Annotated in this window: 15 protein-coding genes; 9 read left to right on the top strand and 6 right to left on the bottom strand. The window is 67.1% G+C overall.

The window, feature by feature from the left end:
• Window positions 1–16 precede the first annotated feature (16 nt).
• Window positions 17–1,261 carry a tRNA guanosine(34) transglycosylase Tgt gene (gene tgt / locus HBE63_RS23750; protein WP_166906935.1) on the top strand — a complete coding sequence of 415 codons (1,245 nt, stop codon included), beginning with the start codon at window positions 17–19 and terminating at the stop codon, window positions 1,259–1,261.
• On the opposite strand, the gene HBE63_RS23745 is transcribed toward tgt, so the two are convergent.
• Window positions 1,240–2,439 carry an MFS transporter gene (locus HBE63_RS23745; RefSeq protein ID WP_166906934.1) on the bottom strand — a complete coding sequence of 400 codons (1,200 nt, stop codon included), beginning with the start codon at window positions 2,437–2,439 and terminating at the stop codon, window positions 1,240–1,242. The two genes, tgt and HBE63_RS23745, sit on opposite strands and share 22 nt — an antisense overlap.
• A 115-nt stretch (window positions 2,440–2,554) precedes the next feature.
• On the opposite strand from HBE63_RS23745, the gene HBE63_RS23740 reads away from it, so the two are divergent.
• The 3 genes from HBE63_RS23740 (at window position 2,555) to HBE63_RS23730 (ending at window position 5,869) form a co-directional block, all read left to right on the top strand.
• Window positions 2,555–3,868, top strand: coding sequence for an acetyl-CoA hydrolase/transferase family protein (locus HBE63_RS23740; protein WP_166906933.1), 1,314 nt, complete (start codon window positions 2,555–2,557; stop codon window positions 3,866–3,868).
• A 61-nt stretch (window positions 3,869–3,929) separates the two neighbouring features.
• Window positions 3,930–5,276 carry a hydroxysqualene dehydroxylase HpnE gene (gene hpnE / locus HBE63_RS23735; protein WP_166906932.1) on the top strand — a complete coding sequence of 449 codons (1,347 nt, stop codon included), beginning with the start codon at window positions 3,930–3,932 and terminating at the stop codon, window positions 5,274–5,276.
• Between the two features lie 11 nt (window positions 5,277–5,287).
• On the top strand, window positions 5,288–5,869 hold the full coding sequence (locus HBE63_RS23730) for a TetR/AcrR family transcriptional regulator (protein ID WP_371814805.1): 582 nt from the start codon (window positions 5,288–5,290) through the stop codon (window positions 5,867–5,869).
• Here the strand turns inward: HBE63_RS23730 and HBE63_RS23725 are convergent.
• The 3 genes from HBE63_RS23725 to gluQRS are packed head-to-tail and all read right to left on the bottom strand — an operon-like array spanning window position 5,856 to window position 9,012.
• Window positions 5,856–6,620, bottom strand: a complete 765-nt coding sequence (locus tag HBE63_RS23725; RefSeq protein WP_166906930.1) for an amino acid ABC transporter ATP-binding protein — start codon at window positions 6,618–6,620, stop codon at window positions 5,856–5,858. The genes HBE63_RS23730 and HBE63_RS23725 overlap by 14 nt on opposite strands.
• Window positions 6,617–8,086, bottom strand: a complete 1,470-nt coding sequence (locus tag HBE63_RS23720; protein WP_166906929.1) for an ABC transporter permease subunit — start codon at window positions 8,084–8,086, stop codon at window positions 6,617–6,619. Before HBE63_RS23720 ends, HBE63_RS23725 begins: the two co-directional genes overlap by 4 nt.
• A gap of 44 nt (window positions 8,087–8,130) precedes the next feature.
• The gene (gene gluQRS, locus HBE63_RS23715) at window positions 8,131–9,012 is read right to left on the bottom strand and encodes a tRNA glutamyl-Q(34) synthetase GluQRS (RefSeq protein WP_166906928.1); all 882 of its coding nucleotides are present in this window, start codon (window positions 9,010–9,012) and stop codon (window positions 8,131–8,133) included.
• A 36-nt stretch (window positions 9,013–9,048) separates the two neighbouring features.
• Between gluQRS and HBE63_RS23710 the strand changes: the two genes are divergently transcribed.
• The 3 genes from HBE63_RS23710 to HBE63_RS23700 all read left to right on the top strand — a co-directional run bounded on the left by HBE63_RS23710 (window position 9,049) and on the right by HBE63_RS23700 (window position 14,211).
• Complete coding sequence (locus HBE63_RS23710) at window positions 9,049–10,350, top strand: carboxylesterase family protein (RefSeq protein WP_166906927.1); 1,302 nt, start codon at window positions 9,049–9,051, stop codon at window positions 10,348–10,350.
• Window positions 10,351–10,443: 93 nt separating this feature from the next.
• Window positions 10,444–13,242, top strand: a complete 2,799-nt coding sequence (locus HBE63_RS23705; RefSeq protein ID WP_166906926.1) for a LuxR family transcriptional regulator — start codon at window positions 10,444–10,446, stop codon at window positions 13,240–13,242.
• Window positions 13,243–13,356: 114 nt separating this feature from the next.
• Window positions 13,357–14,211, top strand: coding sequence for a hypothetical protein (locus HBE63_RS23700; protein WP_166906925.1), 855 nt, complete (start codon window positions 13,357–13,359; stop codon window positions 14,209–14,211).
• Here HBE63_RS23700 and HBE63_RS23695 read toward each other — a convergent pair.
• Window positions 14,208–15,281, bottom strand: coding sequence for an ATP-dependent DNA ligase (locus HBE63_RS23695; RefSeq protein WP_166906924.1), 1,074 nt, complete (start codon window positions 15,279–15,281; stop codon window positions 14,208–14,210). The two genes, HBE63_RS23700 and HBE63_RS23695, sit on opposite strands and share 4 nt — an antisense overlap.
• 127 nt (window positions 15,282–15,408) lie before the next feature.
• Between HBE63_RS23695 and HBE63_RS23690 the strand changes: the two genes are divergently transcribed.
• The gene (locus tag HBE63_RS23690) at window positions 15,409–16,497 is read left to right on the top strand and encodes an ATP-dependent DNA ligase (RefSeq protein ID WP_166906923.1); all 1,089 of its coding nucleotides are present in this window, start codon (window positions 15,409–15,411) and stop codon (window positions 16,495–16,497) included.
• A 1-nt stretch (window position 16,498) separates the two neighbouring features.
• A complete protein-coding gene (ligD, locus tag HBE63_RS23685) occupies window positions 16,499–17,542 on the top strand; it encodes a non-homologous end-joining DNA ligase (RefSeq protein ID WP_166906922.1) in 1,044 nt (347 codons plus the stop codon).
• A 73-nt stretch (window positions 17,543–17,615) separates the two neighbouring features.
• Here the strand turns inward: ligD and HBE63_RS23680 are convergent, their stop codons facing one another.
• Entirely contained in the window at window positions 17,616–18,182 is a 567-nt protein-coding gene (locus HBE63_RS23680; RefSeq protein ID WP_166906921.1) for a TetR/AcrR family transcriptional regulator, read from the bottom strand.
• Window positions 18,183–18,197 lie beyond the last annotated feature (15 nt).

Raw genomic sequence — 18,197 nt, 5'->3', positions numbered from 1 at the left:
CGGTTGAATACCTGGTGTGGACCAGCCGTATTTCACCGTGGAGGCCGAGTTGCCCGGCCGATTCGGCCGGGTCGGGACCATTCACACTCCGCACGGCGATATCCACACTCCGGCGTTCATCGCGGTCGGGACTGCGGCCACCGTGAAATCAGTGCTTCCCGAGACCATGAAACAGCTTGGCGCCCAAGCGGTCCTGGCCAACGCCTATCACCTGTACCTGCAGCCGGGCCCGGACGTCGTGGCCGAGGCCGGCGGCCTCGGGGCGTTCATGAACTGGCCTGGCCCGACCTTCACCGACAGCGGCGGCTTCCAGGTGATGTCGCTGGGTGTCGGCTTCAAGAAGGTCCTGGCCATGGACACCGAACGGCTGCAGACCGACGACATCATCGCCAAGGGCAAAGAACGGCTGGCTGTCGTGGACGACGACGGCGTCACGTTCCGCTCGCATCTGGACGGCTCGAAACACCGGTTCACCCCTGAGGTGTCGATCGGCATCCAGAACAAGCTCGGCGCCGACATCATCTTCGCGTTTGACGAGCTCACCACGCTCGTCAACACCCGCGCCTACCAGGAAAGCTCGGTGCAGCGCACCCATGAGTGGGCGGTGCGTTGTCTGGCCGAGCATCACCGGCTGCAGGCGCTGTCGCCGGAGCGGCCGCGGCAGGCGCTGTTCGGAGTGGTGCAAGGTGCTCAGTACGAGGATCTGCGCCGGCAGGCCGCGAGTGGGCTGGCCTCGATCGGGCAGGAGGCCGGGCCCGCCGAGGGGCTGAGCTTCGACGGCTACGGCATCGGCGGCGCGCTGGAGAAGCAGAACCTGGCGACCATCGTCGGCTGGGTCAGCAGTGAACTCCCCGCGGACAAGCCCCGGCACCTGCTCGGGATCAGCGAACCCGATGACCTGTTCGACGCCGTGGCCGCGGGGGCCGACACCTTCGACTGTGTGTCGCCGTCGCGGGTGGCGCGCAATGCGGCGGTGTACTCGGCGACGGGACGGTACAACATCACGGGGGCCCGGTACAAACGGGATTTCACCCCGATCGACGCCGAATGTGATTGCTACACCTGCGCCAACTACTCGCGCGCCTACATTCGGCACCTGTTCAAGGCCAAGGAGATGTTGTCCGCGACGCTGTGCACGATCCACAACGAGCGGTTCGTGATCCGGCTGGTCGATCAGATCCGGGCATCGATCGTCGCCGGTGAGTTCGATGAGCTGCGGTCGCACGTGCTGGGTCGGTATTACGGGGTGCCCGTCAACTGACCCGCCCGCACTTTGTCACGCTGGCGTGGCATTCGGCGACGGCAGCCACTCTGGCGTGACGGTCGATCTGCAGCGCTGAGCAGCAGCGCGACAACGATTGCCGCGGAGCTGACTCCCGCGGTCGCCGGCCACCCCATCCATCCGACGGCGGCCGCGCCGAAGGCGGTACCGAGGCTGCCGCCCACGAAGTACACCACCATGTAGGCGCTGTTGAAGCGCGCGGGTGCGGCGGCGTCGATCGCCAAAACCGTGCTCTGATTGGCAACTTGGGCGGCGAAGAGCCCGGCGTCGAACACGGCCAGACCGATGAGCGTGGCCGCCGTGTTCGACAGGCACACAGCGAGGGTGATCGCGCCGAGGGCCGCGGCGACCAGGCCGACCAGCATCACTCGACGCGGGCCCACGCGATCGGTCCACGTGCCGGCGATGCGCGTCGCGACGATGCCAAGGAGGCCGGCAAGGGCGTACAGGCCGATCCGTTCGGCCGAATAGGAATACGGCGGTTGTGCCAGCGCAACAGCGAGGCCGGCCCATACCGCGCAGAACGCGAAGAACCAAAGCGACCCGCGTACCGCGGCGATACGCAGCTTCGGGAACCGCACGTACAGGCCGGGGAGGGTGCGAAGTGTTGCCATGATGCTGCTCGTGGTCGAACCGGCTGTGGCAGGCAAGGTTCGTACGGAGACAAGTGCGGCGATGGCGGACGCGAGTGCGAACACGAGCAGGGCGCCGCGCCATCCCGATACGTCGGTCAGCCTGCCACCGGCGATTCGGCCACCGATGATTCCGGCTGAAATGCCCGCGGTGACAATGCCCAGCGCGGTGGCCCGATGGCCGTCGGGGACGAAGCGCGCGGTGATCGAACTCAACTGCGCACCAACCGTAGAACAGGCACCGATCAGCGTGATGGTGAGTGCCAGCAGCCACATCGTGCCGGCGGCGGCGTTGGCCGCCAAGGCCGCAGCCAAGGCGCCGAACTGTGCGGCGAGGACGTATTTCGGCGGAAACCGGTCGACGAGCGGTACCAGCAGCGCGAGCCCCAACAGGTAGCCGACGGGACCGCATGCCAGCGCGATACCGACGTGGGCAACCGAGATGTCAAGACTGTCAGCGACATCGGATACCGCCGGTTGGAGCGGATAGATCGCGGCAGTGCCGGCGGCGGCGGCAATCGCCATGAACCACACGGTAATTCGGGTCGTTTGAGGCTGCGACGTCATGCTGATGACGCTATGAGCGCCCAGGCCGGCATGCTGGCGGGAATCGGACCATGCGGTGTGGGAGAGTGACGCCATGCCGGAAGAGCTCACCGCCGAACAGGCCGCTGCGCGCCTGGCGACCGCCGACACGCTCGGGATCCCGCTGGGGCCCGGTCAGCCGCCGGCGTTTCTGCGGGCACTCGGCGAGCGCACGGATTGGACGGACCTGCGCGTCTATGGCGCGCTGCTCGGGGTCGGCACCGAACTGTTCACCCGGCCCGGTGTCCATTACCTGTCCGGTTTCTTCGGTCCTTTCGAGCGGATGCTGCGGGATATGGGCGCCGAGGTGGAATTCGCGCCGGCGGATTTCCGTCGGTTCGCCCCGTTGCTCGAGCGCCAGGCGCCGCGGGTGATGACGACCGTCGCCGCGCAGCCCGACGCGGACGGTTGGTGCTCGCTATCGCTGCATGCCGGTGCGACCGTCGGCGAATTGCGCCGCACCGGTGCCGATCCGCAGCGATTGCTGGTCGTCGAGGCGTCCGATGCCTACCCGCGAACGTTCGGGCTCGACGATTACCGCCACGCACTGCACGTTGACGAGATCGACATCCTCGTGCACTCCACCGACGCACCGCTCGCGCTGCCCGCAGCCTCGCCCACCGATGTCGACAGAGCGATCGCGAGACACGCCGTCGAGTACATCCCCTCGGGCGCGACACTGCAGACCGGCATCGGCTCGATTCCCAGCCAGATCGCCACGCTGCTCGCCGAGGGCGACGGGGGTGGGTACGGCATGCACAGCGAGATGTTCACCGATGGGTGCATGCAGTTGCACCGTGCGGGCAAGGTCACCAACGTCGGGAAAGGTCTGTACGACGGGGTGAGCGTGACGACTTTCGCCTTCGGGTCGGCCGAGCTCTACGCGTGGCTCGACGGCAACTCCGACGTCGCGTTCCTGCCGGTCGAGATCGTCAACTCGCCGGAGGTGATCGGCGCGAACAACGACATGGTCACGATCAACGGCGCGCTCGGGGTCGACCTCCACGGCCAGGTCGTCGCCGACACCATCGCCGGCAACCAGTTCAGTGGGGTCGGCGGCGCCGAGGACTTCGTGGCCGGCGCCGGACTGGATCTATCGGACCGCTCGTTGATCTGTCTGCCCTCGACGTTCGAGAAGGACGGCGTGATCCAGTCGCGGATCGTGCCGTGGTTCGGCCCCGGCGCCGTGATCACGACGCCTCGGCATCAGGTCGATGTGATCGTCACCGAGTACGGCGCAGCCGAATTGGAGGGCCGGACGGTCCGTGAGCGCGGTGAGGCGCTGGCCGCGATCACACACCCGCGGTTCCGCGACGAAATGCTGGCCGCGGCCGAGCGTGCGTCGAAGGGGCGTTCGCCTGTCCAATAGCGCGCGCGTGCCCCACCAGATAACTTACAATCTGTAAGTTACTCGACGGAGGGGCCGCAGTATGGGTGAGCGCTACGTGGTGATCGGCGGTGGGCTGGCGGGGTTGGCCGCCGCGGTGTGGCTGAGCGAAGCCGGAAAGAATGTCACCCTGTTGGAGCGTCGGGGTCAGCTCGGCGGGCGCACCCACGCGATGCGCGCCGAAATCGCCGACGACACACCTGACAACGGCCAGCACGTGGTCGCCAGCGGATATGAGCACCTGTGGCGCTATCTCACCAGTGTGGGTACCCGGCAGTTCATCGAGTTTCCCAAGAGTTCGACGCTGCGCTGGCCCGACGGGCGCAGCATCACCATGCAGACGACCGGCCTTGGCGCGATCCGCACGCTTTTCGGGGTCCATCCCGACGCCGGCCTCGCCGACCGGCTGCGGGCGGCCCGCGCCACGCTGCGGTTGGGTTGGCAGGCGTTGCATCAGCCGGCCGACCTGGCCGATCTGAGCACCGAGCAGTGGTTCGAGCGGGTGGGCATGCCTGCCCCGGCTCGAGAAGCGTTGTGGGACTGGCTCGCCCTGGGGATCGCAGCCGAACCGGTGGCACGTGAATCGGCGAAGGTGTTCGCCAACGTGATGGCCACCGGCTTCCGGCTCGCCGTCTTGCACCGCACCCCGGTCACCATCGGCTACCCCACAGTGGACCTCGACACGCTGTACATTGCCGGGGCGTTGAAAGTGTTCGCGGAGCGCGGTGTCGACGTGTGGTACCGCTCGGTGGCCCGAAAGATTGTGATCGACAACGGCAGGGTTACCGGCATTACCTTGTCCGACGGCACGCAGATCCCCGCCGACGCCGTGGTCTGTGCAGTGCCCAACTCGAACATCGCCGGGCTGCTCGATGATCTCCCCGAACATTCCGAAATCTATGCCGCGGCAGACAAACTCGGCTACACGCCGATCGTCAGCACCAATCTGTATCTGGACCGGGCGCTCGGTACCGAATCCGCCTTCGAGGGTCTCATCGGCGGCACCGGGGTGATCGACGAGGTCTTCGACCGCCAGATCATGCACGGCCGCACCACCGAACGGGCCTGGCTGTATTGCCTGACGACCAGCGGCGCCTACGAGCAGATCCACAAGAGCAACGACGAGATCGTCGACGAGCAGCTGGCGCTGCTGCGCCGGTACTACCCGGCGGCATGTGAGGCGCAGGTGGTACAGGCGCAGGTGGTCAAGATGCCCAAGGCGACCTTCTCGCAGGTGGTGGGAACCGACGCACTGCGTCCACCGCAACGCACCTCGGTGCCCACTCTGGTGCTGGCCGGCGACTGGACCGCCACCGACTGGTCAGCCACCATGGAGAGTGCGGTACAGAGCGCCGCCAGGGCCGTGGACCTGTTGCTCGGCCGGAAATGACCCGGCGCCGCATGTCCGGCGCTGACCGCCGGGCCCAATTACTCGATATCGCCCGCGATATCGTCGCCGCCGACGGATTCTCCGGGCTCACCATCGAGCGCGTCGCCACTCAGGCGCAGGTTACCCGCACCGTGGTGTACCAGCAGTTCACCGATCTGACTGGGTTGACCACCGCACTACTGGACCGGGAGTCGGCGATCGCGTTTGCCGGTATGGGCACGGTGGACCAACCGGATCTCGGCCCCGAGCAGCTCGGCCGCGGCATTCTCGACTACCTGCAGGCGGCGCCGACGAGCTGGCGCATCACCCTGCGGCCGCCCGACGGCGCGCCGGCCGAGGTGCGGGAGCGCATCGAGCTGGGCCGCGGCTATGCCAGGAAGGTCAGCGCCAAACAGCTGTCCCGCGCGGCAGGCGTGGACATCGACCCAGACGGGACAACCGTACGAATCCTGTTGTCCGCCATAGAAGAACTTGCCCGATTGCATCTGGAGGACCCTCAGGGGCATCCCGACGAGGAAGTGCTGAGCCATCTGCGCTCGCTGGTCGCCTGGGCGCTCACCTTCTCCGGCGAGCAGACACCTACAGCGGGTTGAGGATCCGCTGCAGGAACTGGCGGGTGCGCTCTTCTTTCGGGTCGCCGATCACCGCCGCGGGTGGGCCCTGCTCCAGGATTACCCCGCGGTCAGTGAACAGCACTTGATCGGAAACCTGTCGGGCGAACTGGATTTCGTGTGTGACGATCACCAGCGTCCAGCCTTCGACGGCCAGATCCCGGATCACCGCGAGTACCTCGCCGACCAGTTCCGGGTCCAGTGCCGAGGTCGGCTCGTCGAACAGCACCACTTTCGGTTTCAGTGCCAGTGCCCGGGCGATTCCGACGCGCTGCTGCTGGCCGCCCGAGAGCTGGTACGGATATTTGTCCTGTTGGTTCGACAGCCCGACCTGGCCCAGTAGCTCGGCCGCCTCGCTCAACACCTCCTCACGTGGGCGCTTCTGCACCACGAGCGGGCCCTCGGTGACGTTCTGCAGCACAGTCCTGTGCGGAAACAGGTTGTGGGACTGGAACACAAAGCCGCTCTGCGCCCGGTACCGACGCAGCTGGTCCTTGGGCACCGGTTTGGCGAAGTCGAGTTCGGTGTCGCCGACCCGGATCACCCCGGAGTCGGCGACGTCGAGCGCGTTCAGCGTGCGCAGCAGCGTGGTCTTTCCGGAACCCGACGGGCCGATGACCGTCGTGGCGGTACCCCGCGGCACGGTGAACGACACACCCTTGAGCACCTGGAAGTGGCCGAAGGCCTTGTGCACTTCGGTGGCGACGATCCGGTCTTCGCGTTCTGTGGTCATCGCGCAACGTGCCTTTCCAGTCGGCGCTCCAGGCGACTCTGGCCGAACGACAGCACCAGACAGATCACCCAGTAGTAGATCGCGGCCGTGCCGTAGAGCGCGAAGAACTCGAACGTCGGCGCCGCGACGATCTGGGCTTGGCGCAGCAGTTCGGTCACCAGGATGGTCGACGCCAGGGACGTGTCTTTCACCAGCGAGATCAACGTGTTCGACAACGGAGGCACGGCCACCCGCGCGGCCTGCGGCAGGACGATGCGTCGCAGGGTGCCGGTGTAGTTCAGCCCGATCGTCTCGGCGGCCTCCCATTGTCCCTTCGGGATGCTCTGGATCGCCGAGCGGATGATCTCGGCCGCGTAGCCGCCGACGTTGAGGCTGAACGCGATCACCGCAGCGGGGAACGGGTCGATCCTCACCCCGAACTCGGGCAGCGCGAAGAACACGATGAACAACTGCACCAGCAGCGGTGTCCCGCGGATGATCGAGATGTAGAACCGGGCGATGTTGCTCAGCACCGCATTCGACGACAGCCGGGCCAGCGCCACGGCCAGCGCGATGACGAGACCGATGACGAAGCTGATGATCGTCAACGGAATGGTCATGGTCAGAGCGGCTTTGGCCAGGGGCCACAGATTGTCGGCGATGAGTTGCCATGTCGACCGGACAGCCGGGGCACCTTCGGCAGGCGCACCGGAGGCGTTGGCCTTGAGGTACTTCTGCGAGATGGTGGCCAGGGTGCCGTCGGCCCGTAACTCGTCGAGTGCGGTGTTGAGTTCGGGCAGCAGGCCGCTGTCCTTGCGTGCCGCAAAGCCCTGTTCGCTCTTTTCGCCGACGTTTCCGGCGATCTTGACCGACTTGTCGTTGGTCTCGGCCAGATAGGCGTAGACGGCGATGCTGTCGTTGACCACGACGTCGACCCGGCCCTGGTTGAGAAGCTTGATGGCCTGGGTGAAGCCCTCGACCGCTTCCACCCGGGCCCCGGCCTTGCGGGCGATCTCCGACCAGTTGCTGGTGGCGTTCTCCGCAGCGACTTTGCCTTTCAGATCGGCGACGGTCTTGATGGAGTTGTCGTCGGCCCGAGTGACGATCACACCCTCGCCGACCGAGTACGGCTGGGACAGATCGTATTTGGCCTGCCGCTCGGGCGAGATCGTGACCTCGTTGGCCACCATGTCGAACCGGTTGGCCTCGAGCGCGGCGAAGATCGAATCCCACGGTGTTTCGACGAATTCGACTCTGACGCCGAGTTTGTCGCCGACCGCGCGGGCGACGTCGACGTCATAGCCGACGAGTTGACCGGTGGCGGGGTCGTGGTAGCTGAACGGGGAATACACGCCCTCGGTGCCGACCCGCAGCACACCGGCCGACTTCAGCGGTTCGTCAGTATTACCGGCCTTCCCGCCGCAGGCGGCCAGCAGTACCGCGACGATCAGCAGGAGCCCCAGCAGTGGAATTCGTCGGGAGCGCACTGCCGGACGCTAACAGGGGCGCGAGATGTTGTGCAGGGTTCTGCTCAGCTCGACCGGTATATCCACGGATGTCGCGGTAATGCCGCGGGGTCGAACCGGGCGAGCATGCCGTCAAGATCCAGTGCCGGCCACCCCAGCGACGCGCTGATCTGCTCGAGCGCACGTTCGACGCCGATCTCGGCGAGGGTGACCGCCCCGTCACGTTTGGCCAGCCGGGCGCCGTCTTCGTTGAGCACCAGCGGAACGTGGGCGTAGGCGGGTTCCGGGTGGCCCAGCAGCCGGGCCAGATACGCCTGGCGCGGAGACGAGCTCAACAAATCGTCGCCCCGCACGACCTGGTCGACGCCGGAGGCGGCGTCATCGACCACCACAGCCAGGTTGTAGGCGGGCACGCCGTCGCCGCGCCGCACCACGAAGTCGTCGATGATCCCGGTGTAGCTGCCGTGCAGGAGGTCGGTCACGGTGCCGACGAACGTGTCGGTGCGCAGCCGCAGCGCGGGCGGACGGCCGGTTTCAGCGCGACGCTGGTCGCGCTCGGCCTCGGTGAGATCACGGCAGGTTCCCGGGTACGCGCCTTCGGGGGCGTGCGGGGCCTGCGGGGCCTGGGCGATATCCTTTCGGCTGCAATAGCATTCGTACACAGCTCCGCGCTCGGCCAAATCGCCGATCACCGCGTCGTAGCGGTCCTGGTGGCCGGTCTGCCATTCCGCCGGCTCGTCCCAGGCCAATCCGATCGCGGCCAGGTCGGCCACTTGACGCGTACCGATCTCGGCGAACGTGCGGTCGTCGAGATCCTCGACCCGCAGCAGGAACCGCCGCCCGGTGGACCGGGCGAACAACCAGGCCAGCACCGCGGTGCGCAGGTTGCCGATGTGGAGGTCGGCCGACGGGCTCGGCGCGAACCGCCCGGCGGGGGTGAGGCTCACGCCCGCAATCTAGCGGTAAACGCTAGCGTTGGGCGCGTGCGCGAGCGACACATCACCGGAGGCACGATCCAGGTCGAACATGAGGACGGACTGGTGCACGCGCGGGGCGTGCGCTACGGCACCGCAAAACGGTTCGCGGTTTCCGAGTTGCCCGCAGCCTGGTCGGGTGTCCGGGATGCGACACAGCCGGGCCCGGCCTGCCCGCAGCGGCCGTCGCGTTTGGCGTGGGTCACCGGTGACGCGCTGAAGGGTTTGTCCACCAACGAGAACTGTCTGGTGCTGACCGTCACTGCCCCGGCCGATGCGCAGCGGCTCCCGGTCATGGTCTGGTTCCACGGCGGTGCGTATGTCGCGGGCAGCGGTGAGTCGGCCAAGTACGACGCCGGCTCGCTGGCCCGCGCCGGCCACGTGGTGGTGGTCAATGTGAGCTACCGGCTCGGCATCTTCGGTTACCTGGCACCACCCGGCGCCGGTGAGGACAACCTGGGCCTGCGCGATCAGATCCTGGCGCTGCGCTGGGTGCAGGACAACATCGCCGCATTCGGTGGTGACGCGTCCAACGTCACCGCATTCGGCCAGTCGGCGGGTGCGCATTCCGTCTGGTCGCTGATGTTGTCCGGCGAGGCCGAGGGCCTGTTCCACCGCGCGATCCTGCAGAGCGCCCCGCTGGAGTTGGACGACGGACGGGACGACATGGCACAGGCCATGGGCTCGGCGATGGCCACCTCCCTGGCCGGTGCCGACCCGGCCGAGACGAGCGTGGAAAAGCTGCTGGCCGCGGAAGGCGCCGCGGTCGCCGCCGTTCAGGGCTTCGGTCTGCTGGGCGGCCTGGCGTTCGCGCCGCGGCTCGGCCGGACGCCGCTGCCGGCCCCCGCAGACGTACCCGACGCCATCGCCGCTGCCGCGAGCCGCATCGAGCTGCTCATCGGCTACACCAAGGACGACGCCGCACCGTTCGTGGCGATGGATCCTCGGGTGGCCAGGCTCAACCGGGTGCCTGTTCTCGGCCGGCTCGCCGTTCGGGCGGGTTCGGCGGCCATCACGAAACAGGCGTTCTCCGGCCCCGCGGAGCGCCTGGCCGAGGCCTGGCGAACCCAGGGTGGCCGGGTGGGCACCTATCGTTTCGACTGGACACCGGTCAACGCCCCGCTGGGCGCCTGCCATTGCATGGAGTTGCCGTTCCTGTTCGGCTCACCGCAGACCTGGGCGGACGCCCCGATGCTCGGCCCGCAGCGCACAATCGACAACCAGCTCGCCACCGAAATACGCACTCGCTGGGCGCAATTCGCTCACCACGGGGTGGAATCGCTGCCCGCTCCGGCGCTACGGTTCGGCTGAATCAGTAGTCGGCCGGATCGGGCCGCGTTACCGAGGAGGCCGAACCTGCTCTCGCTTGATAAGGTTTCGGCAAAATTCGGACGCGGTGGTGTGATGGCGATTGTGGGCGCAGGCCTGTCTTTACTCGGCCGCGCCAGCGAATGCGCGGCACTTCGAACACTGGTATCCGGTGGCCGTTCGGGCGGCAGCGCGGTACTGGTGGTTCGTGGCGAGGCGGGCGTCGGGAAGACGGCGCTGCTGGACTATGTGGTCGAACACGCGCCGGGGTTCCGGGTGACTCAGGTGGCCGGGGTCGAGTCCGACATGGAACTGGCCTTCGCCGGGTTGCATCACCTGTGCACACCGCTGCTGGACAAACTTGACAAGATTCCCGAACCGCAGCGCGACGCGCTTTCAGTGGCATTCGGTCGTGGCATCGGCCCGGTACCGGATCGTTTTCTGGTCGGCCTGGCCGTGCTCAGTCTGTTGGCCGCCGCGGCCGACAACAAGCCACTGCTGTGTGTGATCGACGATGCGCAGTGGCTCGATCAGGTGTCAGTGCAGACCCTGGGCTTTGTTGCACGGCGGCTGCTGGCCGAGCCGGTGGTGCTGGTGTTCGCGGTGCGCGATGGCTACGACGGTGCCACCGATGTGCTGCCCGGTCTCCCCGAGCTACGGGTCGAGGGCCTGTCGGACAGCGATGCCAGGGATCTGCTGGACTCGGTCTTCCTGGGCCGGCTCGACGCGCGGGTCCGCGACCGTGTCGTCGCCGAAACCCGCGGGAACCCGCTGGCACTGCTGGAGATTCCGCGTAACGTGCCGGCTGCCGAGCTGGCCGGTGGTTTCTGGCTCAGCCCGGCGCACTTGTCGGTAGGTCATGTGGAGGAAGGATTCGTCCGCCGCATCCAGTCGCTGCCTGACGACACCCGGCGGCTGGTGCTGCTCGCCGCGGCCGATCCGCTCGGCGATCCGATGCTGTTCTCCCGTGCCGCAGGGCATTTGGGGATCGGCATAGATGCGCTGGCACCGGCCGAGGCCGCCGGGGTGATCGAGTTCGGGTCACGCATTCGCTTTCACCACCCTCTGGTCCGGTCGGCTGCCTACCGGTCGGCCGACGCAACCGACCGCCGGGAAGTGCACCGCGCCTTGGCCGTTGCCACCGACCCCGAGCTCGATCCGGACCGCCGGGCCTGGCATGCGGCGAACGCCGCGACCGGTCCCGACGACGAGGTGGCCGCGGAACTGGAAGCCTCGGCATGGCGTGCCCAGAGCCGAGGCGGAATCGCCGCCGCGGCGACCTTCCTCGAGCGGGCGGCGATCCTGTCGGCCGATCCGGCCCTGCGCAGCTCCCGGGCGATCGCGGCCGCGGCGGCCAAACGTGAGGCGGCGGCCCCCGAAGCTGCCTACGAACTGCTCTCTCTGGCCGAACTGAATCCGTTGACCGAGCTGCAGCGGGCCCAGGTAGGCCGGCTGCGTGCGCAGATGGAATTCACCCGCAGCCGGGGCGGTCTACCAGGCGCGCCGCCGGTCCGCCATGCCGCCGCGTTGTTGCTCGACGCTGCGAAGCGGTTGGAGAACCTCGACGACGAGCTCGCCCGGGAGACCTACATCGAGGCGTTGGCTGCCGCGATGTATGCGTCGCGCAGCCAGCCGGATGCCCTGGTGAACGCGGCAGAGGCCGCACGAGCGGCGGTTTCCGGGATCGCCGAGCCGACGCGAGCCATCGATTTTCTGCTCATCGGCATGGCGAAGTTGGTTACCGAAGGCCTGCCCACCGCGGTCGATTACCTGCGTACCGCACTGGAGTTGTGGGCTGAGCAGGCGCGGAGCCACGACGGGAGGGCACTGCACTGGTTGGCATTGGCGTTCCCGATCATGCACGAATCGGTGGCCGGTGAGATGTGGGATTTCGAGTCGAACGATCAGTTGGCCACCACCATGGTGGACTACGCCCGAACCGCAGGAGCCCTCGCGATCCTGGCTCCGGCTATCACCTACAAGGCCGGTGCGCACGTGCTGGAAGGCGAATTCGTGGCGGCGGCAAGGCTTATGGAAGAGGCCGATACGATTTCGAAGGCCATCGGTCACCACCCGATGAAGTACCACAAGGTGGAGCTGGCAGCTTTGCGTGGAGATGTCACCGAGGCGGGTGACCTCATCGAGGCAGGCGTGGCCGAGGGCACCGCCAAGGGTGAGGGCCGGCTGCTGGGGGTCACCGGGTATGCCGCCGCAGTGCTCTGCAACGGTCTGGGCCGTTATGACGAAGCACTGGCCGCGGCCCGGAAAGCCTGCGAGTACCACGATCTCGGGTTCTACGGTTGGACCCTGCTTGAGCTGACCGAGGCCGCCGTGCGCGTCGGCGAGCGGGAAGTCGCCGAGGACGCCGTACGCCGACTGGAGGCCGGAGCAGGGGCCAGCGGAACCGATTGGGGGCTGGGCGTATTCGCCGGTGCGCGGGCCCTGTTGGCCGACGATAGCGAGGCCGACGTGTTGTTCAAGGAGTCGATCGAGCGGCTGGGCCGCAGCCGGGCTCAGGTGCAGTTGGCCCGGACGCATCTGCGGTACGGGGAATGGTTGCGTCGCCAGAAGCAGCGCACCAAAGCGCGGGAGCACCTCAATGTCGCCTACGACATGTTCACCAAGATGGGGGCAAAAACCTTCGCCGAGCGGGCTCGCCGCGAGCTGACGGCGACCGGCGAGAAGGTACGCAAACAACCGCTGGCTTCGGGCGACGAATTGACCGCGCAGGAGGCGCAGATCGCGCAGCTGGCCCGCGACGGCCTGACCAATCAGGAGATCGGTGCGCAGTTGTTCATCAGCACCCACACCGTCGAATGGCACCTGCGCAAGGTCTTCGTCAAGCTCGGTGTGCGGTCCCGCCGGCAGCTGCGCTCCGTCTCGTGGAGCAGTTAGTGTCGCGCGACACCTAACATCTCGGCGACTCCAGACCACGGGTTTTCAAGGGTCCTGAATGGCGCCGTGGCGACCACGCTGAATCGCATAGCCCGATGCGAAAGGCCGGTCCGAATGGCGACAATCCTGTTGCAGACCACGATCACCGAGAATCCCGACGATTGGGATGTCAGCCGATTCTCGATGCTGGCCGCTGAACTGCGAGCCGACGGCCACGATGTGCTGGCCCGCAACCGGGCCGATCACGGTGCGCAGGATCCGGTGCTCAGCCATCTCGACGAGCTTGGGTTCGACCAGCTGTGGTTGATGGCCGTCGACGTCGGCAACGGTCTGACGCCCGAGGAGTGCGCGGCGATCGGCAAGTTCCGCGGCCTCGGTGGCGGGGTGCTCACCGCCCGTGATCATCAGGACCTGGGCAGCTGCCTGCGGGGACTGGGCTCGTTGGGGCAGGTCAACGAGTTCCACGACGCCAGCTTGGACCCGGTGTCGCGCTGCGATGACCAGGACAACCCGGGCATCTCGTGGCCCAACTATCATTCCGGCGCCAACGGTGACTATCAGCCGGTGTTGATGGAGGAGCCGGTGCACCAGCTGCTGCGTACCTCCCGGACCGCCACCGGCCGCATCGAGTGGTTCCCGGCGCACCCTCACGAGGGTGCGGTCTCGGCCCGGGTACCGTTCGCGACGGCGGTGGCTCAGGGGCGCAGCGCCGCGACCGGCCGACAGTTCAATCTCGCGGTGGCACTCGACGGTGAGCGCACGCCGGAGGGCGGACTGATGGGGCGGGCCGTGGCGGAGTCGACGTTCCACCACTTCGCCGATTACAACTGGGATTTGCCACACGGGGCGCCTTCGTTTGTGACCGATAGGCCCGGCTGGCAGATCGGGGCTGATCCATCCCGTCTGGGTGTGTTCAAGGATTACGTTCGCAATCTCGCCACCTGGTTGCAGCCGGCGGACCACTACTAGCCGGGAAGCAGACCCGGAACAATATCATTGAGCCGGAACGTAACTGGCTGCTCGAGCTGGTCGTACGTGCAGGACCCGGGGTCGCGGTCGGGCCGCCATCGATTGAACTGGGCGGTGTGTCGGAAACGTCGACCTTCCATGTGGTCGTAGCGAACTTCGACAACGCGCTCGGGGCGCAACGGCACGAAGGACAGGTCCTTGCCCGCGTTCCAGCGTGAGCCGCCGCCGTATCGACGGGCGAGGTCCGGGTCGGCGGCAACCTGGGCCGCCCAATTCCAGGGGTGGTTGTCGAAACTGGTGACGAGCGGCTGCAATTCGGTGAACAGGTCCCGGCGTCGTTCCATCGGAAAGGCGCCGATCACGCCGACGGACGCCAGCTCGCCGTCATCGGTGTAGAGCCCCAGCAGCAGCGACCCGATTGCGTCCGGGCCCGACTTGTGGAGCCGATAGCCGGCGACCACGCAGTCGGCGGTCCGCTGATGCTTGATCTTCACCATCACCCGTTTGTCGGGCTGATAGGTCAGCGTGAGCGGTTTGGCGATGAGCCCGTCGAGCCCGGCCCCCTCGAATTCGTCGAACCAGCGCCGCGCGGTCGGCAGATCGGTGGTGGCCGGGGTGACATGAAACGAGGGACCGGCCCCCAGTGCGTCGACCAGGGCGGCGCGACGTTCACTGAACGGGCGCCCCGCGAGGTCGTCGTCCTCGAGCGCGAGCAGGTCGAAGGCGATGAAGCAGGCCGGGGTCTGTTCAGCCAGCAGGCGCACCCGGGATGCCGCGGGGTGCAGGCGTAGTTGCAGCGCCTCGAAATCCAGACCGTTCTCGGTCGGCAGGACGATCTCGCCGTCGATGACGCACCGCGGAGGGAGCTCGGCCTTGGCTGCCTCGACGATTTCGGGGAAATACCGGGTCATCGGTCGTTCGTTGCGGCTGCCCAACTCGACTTCGCCACCGTCGCGGAACACCAGCGCCCGGAAGCCGTCCCATTTCGGCTCGTAGGACGCGTCCGGTGGGATCACCGTCGCAGGCTTGGCCAGCATCGGCGAGACGGGCGGCATGACAGGTAGCAGCATGGATCCGGATCTGAGCGTGGACTGGGCAGTTTGTGGCTACCCAGTATGCGCGACACAGTGCCGGTGTCGGCGCGATGAGTTCGCGGCGGCGCGGTGGTCTAGATCCGTGACGCCCCCATGAACCAGGATGGAGCCCGTGGACCTACCCGTAGTGCCGCCGATCGAACCGATGCTCGCCAAAGCCCAGGTGAAAGTGCCCGACGAGGCAAGGGTGTGGTCCTACGAGCCGAAATGGGACGGCTTCCGGGCGCTGGCCTTCCGGGACGGCGATGAGGTGGTGCTGCAGTCCCGCAGCGGAAAGGAACTCGGGCGTTACTTCCCCGAACTGATCGACGCGCTGCGTGACGAACTCGCCGACCGCTGCGTCCTCGATGGTGAAGTGGTGGTGCCCCGCGAGGTAGACGGCCGGGTACGTCTGGACTGGGAGTCGTTGTCGCAGCGCATCCATCCCGCCGCGTCGCGGGTGCGGATGCTCGCCGAACAGACGCCGGCACATTTCATCGGATTCGATGCGCTGGCCACCGGTGACCAGTCGTTGCTCGCCGAGCCGTTCCGGGTGCGCCGGGAGGCACTGATCGAGGCCGTCGAGGCCAAGCAGTGGTGCCATGTCACGCGGACCACCACCGATCCAGAACTCGGTGCCCAGTGGTTGCAGACCTTCGAGGGGGCCGGCCTCGACGGGGTGATCGCCAAGAAGCTCGACGGCCCGTACCTGCCGGGCAAGCGGGAGATGGTCAAGGTCAAGCATCACCGCGACGCTGACTGCGTGGCCATCGGTTACCGCATCCACAAGAGCGGGGAGGGTGTTGGCTCGATCCTGCTCGGCCTCTACCGGCCCGGCGGCGAGCTGCAGATGGTCGGTGGCGCAGCCTCGTTCAGCGCCAAGGACCGGCTCAAACTGCTGGCCGACCTGGAGCCGCTGCGGGAGGGCGACGAAATCCGTGAGGGTGACCCCAGCCGCTGGAACTCTGCCGCCGACAAGCGCTGGATCCCGGTGCGCCCGGAGCTCGTGTGTGAGGTGGCGTATGACCAGATGGAGGGCAACACGGTTCACGGAGCCGGGCTGCCGGCGACATCAGGTCACGGTCGGCGCTTCCGGCATGCGGTGAAGTTCATGCGCTGGCGCCCGGACCGAGAACCGTCGAGCTGCACGTTCGACCAGCTCGACGTGCCGCTGAACTACGACCTGTACGACGTCCTCGCGGGGGAGAGCTGATATGGCAACAGCGGCAACCGAACTCGACGTCGACGGGATCAAGGTCCGGTTCACCAGCCCGGACAAGGTGTACTACCCGAAGCTCGGCTCGGCCGGCACCAAGGGCAAGCTGATGGAGTACTACCTCAGCGTCGCCGACCGTATGGTCACGCTGTTGAAAGACCGGCCCACGCATCTGCAGCGCTTCCCCGACGGCATCGAGGGTGAGGAGATCTACCAGAAGCGGGTGCCGCAGAAGCATCCCGACTACCTGGAGACCTGCGTCGTCACCTTCCCGTCCGGGCGTACCGCCGACGCGCTGAAGGTGACTCATCCGGCGGCGATCGCGTGGGCCGCGCAGATGGGCACCATCACGTTGCATCCCTGGCAGGTTCGCTGCCCCGACACCGAACATCCCGACGAGCTGCGGATCGACCTGGACCCGCAACCGGGCACCGGCTTCGCCGAGGCTGCCGCGGTGGCCTGCGACGTGCTCAAGCCGCTGCTCGACGAGCTCGGCCTGGTCGGCTATCCCAAAACCTCGGGCGGCCGCGGTGTGCACATCTTCCTGCGGATCAGGACCGACTGGGATTTCATCGCGGTCCGCCGGGCCGGGATCGCGCTGGCCCGCGAAGTGGAACGCCGTGCACCCGAAGCGGTGACCACCTCGTGGTGGAAGGAAGAGCGCGGCGAGCGGCTGTTCATCGACTACAACCAGAACGCCCGCGATCGCACGTTCGCCTCGCCCTATTCGGCCCGCAAGACCCCGATCGCGACGGTGTCGACGCCGTTGTCCTGGGACGAACTGCGCACCGCCAACCCCGACGACTACACGATCGCCACCGTGCCGGATTTCCTTGCCGGACGGGAGGATCCATGGGCCGGCATCGATTCGAAGAAGCAGTCCCTGCAGCCGCTGCTGGATCTGGTGGCGGCCGATGAGGAACGCGGTCTCGGTGACCTGCCGTACCCGCCGAGCTACCCCAAGATGCCGGGCGAGCCGCCGCGGGTGCAGCCCAGCAAGAAGGTCGCCGAGAACTGGGATGAGGACGGTAACCCGAAGTAGCGAACCTATCGAAAGTGACGCAAACGTCGTTGCAGCGGGCTGAGCACGATGTCTGCGTCGCACTCGGGGTAGCTCACGTACCCAACATCAGGTCCAGAAAACGCTCGTAGCGGTCGGCTGTGGTCAGGGCGTCGGCTGAGTCCATCAGATGTAGTGCCCCGATGCCCGTGGCGAAGGTGGCCTGACCGCGCAGCGCGGAGTCCTCGGGGCTGAACCCGTAGTCGAGGTAGGCCTTGGTGACGGCGACCAGAACGCGATGGTCTGCCGCGCGCACGTTGGCCGCGGCGACGTCGTCGGATCTGGCCCACTCCCGCATCGCGCGTTCCAGCGTCCAGTGGCGCGGGGACAGCAGATCTTTCATCATCCCCGACAGCCGCTCGCGCGGCGGCAGGTCCTCGAGTTCGGCCAGTGAGCGGCGGTCCTGCTCCAGGAACGCATTCCACGACGCGACCAGGGCAGCCCGATAGCCCTTCATATCGGTGAAATGCCAGTAGAAGCTGCCCCGGGTGGCGCCGATCTGCTCGCAGAGGCGTTCGATCTTCAGGGCCCGCATGCCGTCGGAGGCCAGCAGGGCGTACCCGGCCTGCACCCAGTCATCGGCGGTCAAGCTGCCGGGCGTGCCCTTGCGTTCGCCTACCATCCGAACAGAGTAAGT

The sequence above is a fragment of the Mycobacterium sp. DL440 genome, from assembly GCF_011745145.1.
Lineage (GTDB): Bacteria > Actinomycetota > Actinomycetes > Mycobacteriales > Mycobacteriaceae > Mycobacterium.
Note: the sequence above shows the minus strand (reverse complement) of the source record. Positions and strands in the feature narration are given on the sequence as shown.

What these genes read in the sequence shown, in the direction of transcription:
- HBE63_RS23695 (WP_166906924.1), bottom strand. Translation starts at nt 15,281, where the DNA reads ATGCTGCTACCTGTCATGCCGCCCGTCTCGCCGATGCTGGCCAAGCCT.
- HBE63_RS23740 (WP_166906933.1), top strand. Translation starts at nt 2,555, where the DNA reads ATGCCGGAAGAGCTCACCGCCGAACAGGCCGCTGCGCGCCTGGCGACC.
- HBE63_RS23725 (WP_166906930.1), bottom strand. Translation starts at nt 6,620, where the DNA reads ATGACCACAGAACGCGAAGACCGGATCGTCGCCACCGAAGTGCACAAG.
- HBE63_RS23690 (WP_166906923.1), top strand. Translation starts at nt 15,409, where the DNA reads ATGGAGCCCGTGGACCTACCCGTAGTGCCGCCGATCGAACCGATGCTC.
- ligD (WP_166906922.1), top strand. Translation starts at nt 16,499, where the DNA reads ATGGCAACAGCGGCAACCGAACTCGACGTCGACGGGATCAAGGTCCGG.
- hpnE (WP_166906932.1), top strand. Translation starts at nt 3,930, where the DNA reads ATGGGTGAGCGCTACGTGGTGATCGGCGGTGGGCTGGCGGGGTTGGCC.
- HBE63_RS23680 (WP_166906921.1), bottom strand. Translation starts at nt 18,182, where the DNA reads ATGGTAGGCGAACGCAAGGGCACGCCCGGCAGCTTGACCGCCGATGAC.
- HBE63_RS23700 (WP_166906925.1), top strand. Translation starts at nt 13,357, where the DNA reads ATGGCGACAATCCTGTTGCAGACCACGATCACCGAGAATCCCGACGAT.
- HBE63_RS23730 (WP_371814805.1), top strand. Translation starts at nt 5,288, where the DNA reads ATGTCCGGCGCTGACCGCCGGGCCCAATTACTCGATATCGCCCGCGAT.
- HBE63_RS23705 (WP_166906926.1), top strand. Translation starts at nt 10,444, where the DNA reads ATGGCGATTGTGGGCGCAGGCCTGTCTTTACTCGGCCGCGCCAGCGAA.
- HBE63_RS23745 (WP_166906934.1), bottom strand. Translation starts at nt 2,439, where the DNA reads ATGGCGATTGCCGCCGCCGCCGGCACTGCCGCGATCTATCCGCTCCAA.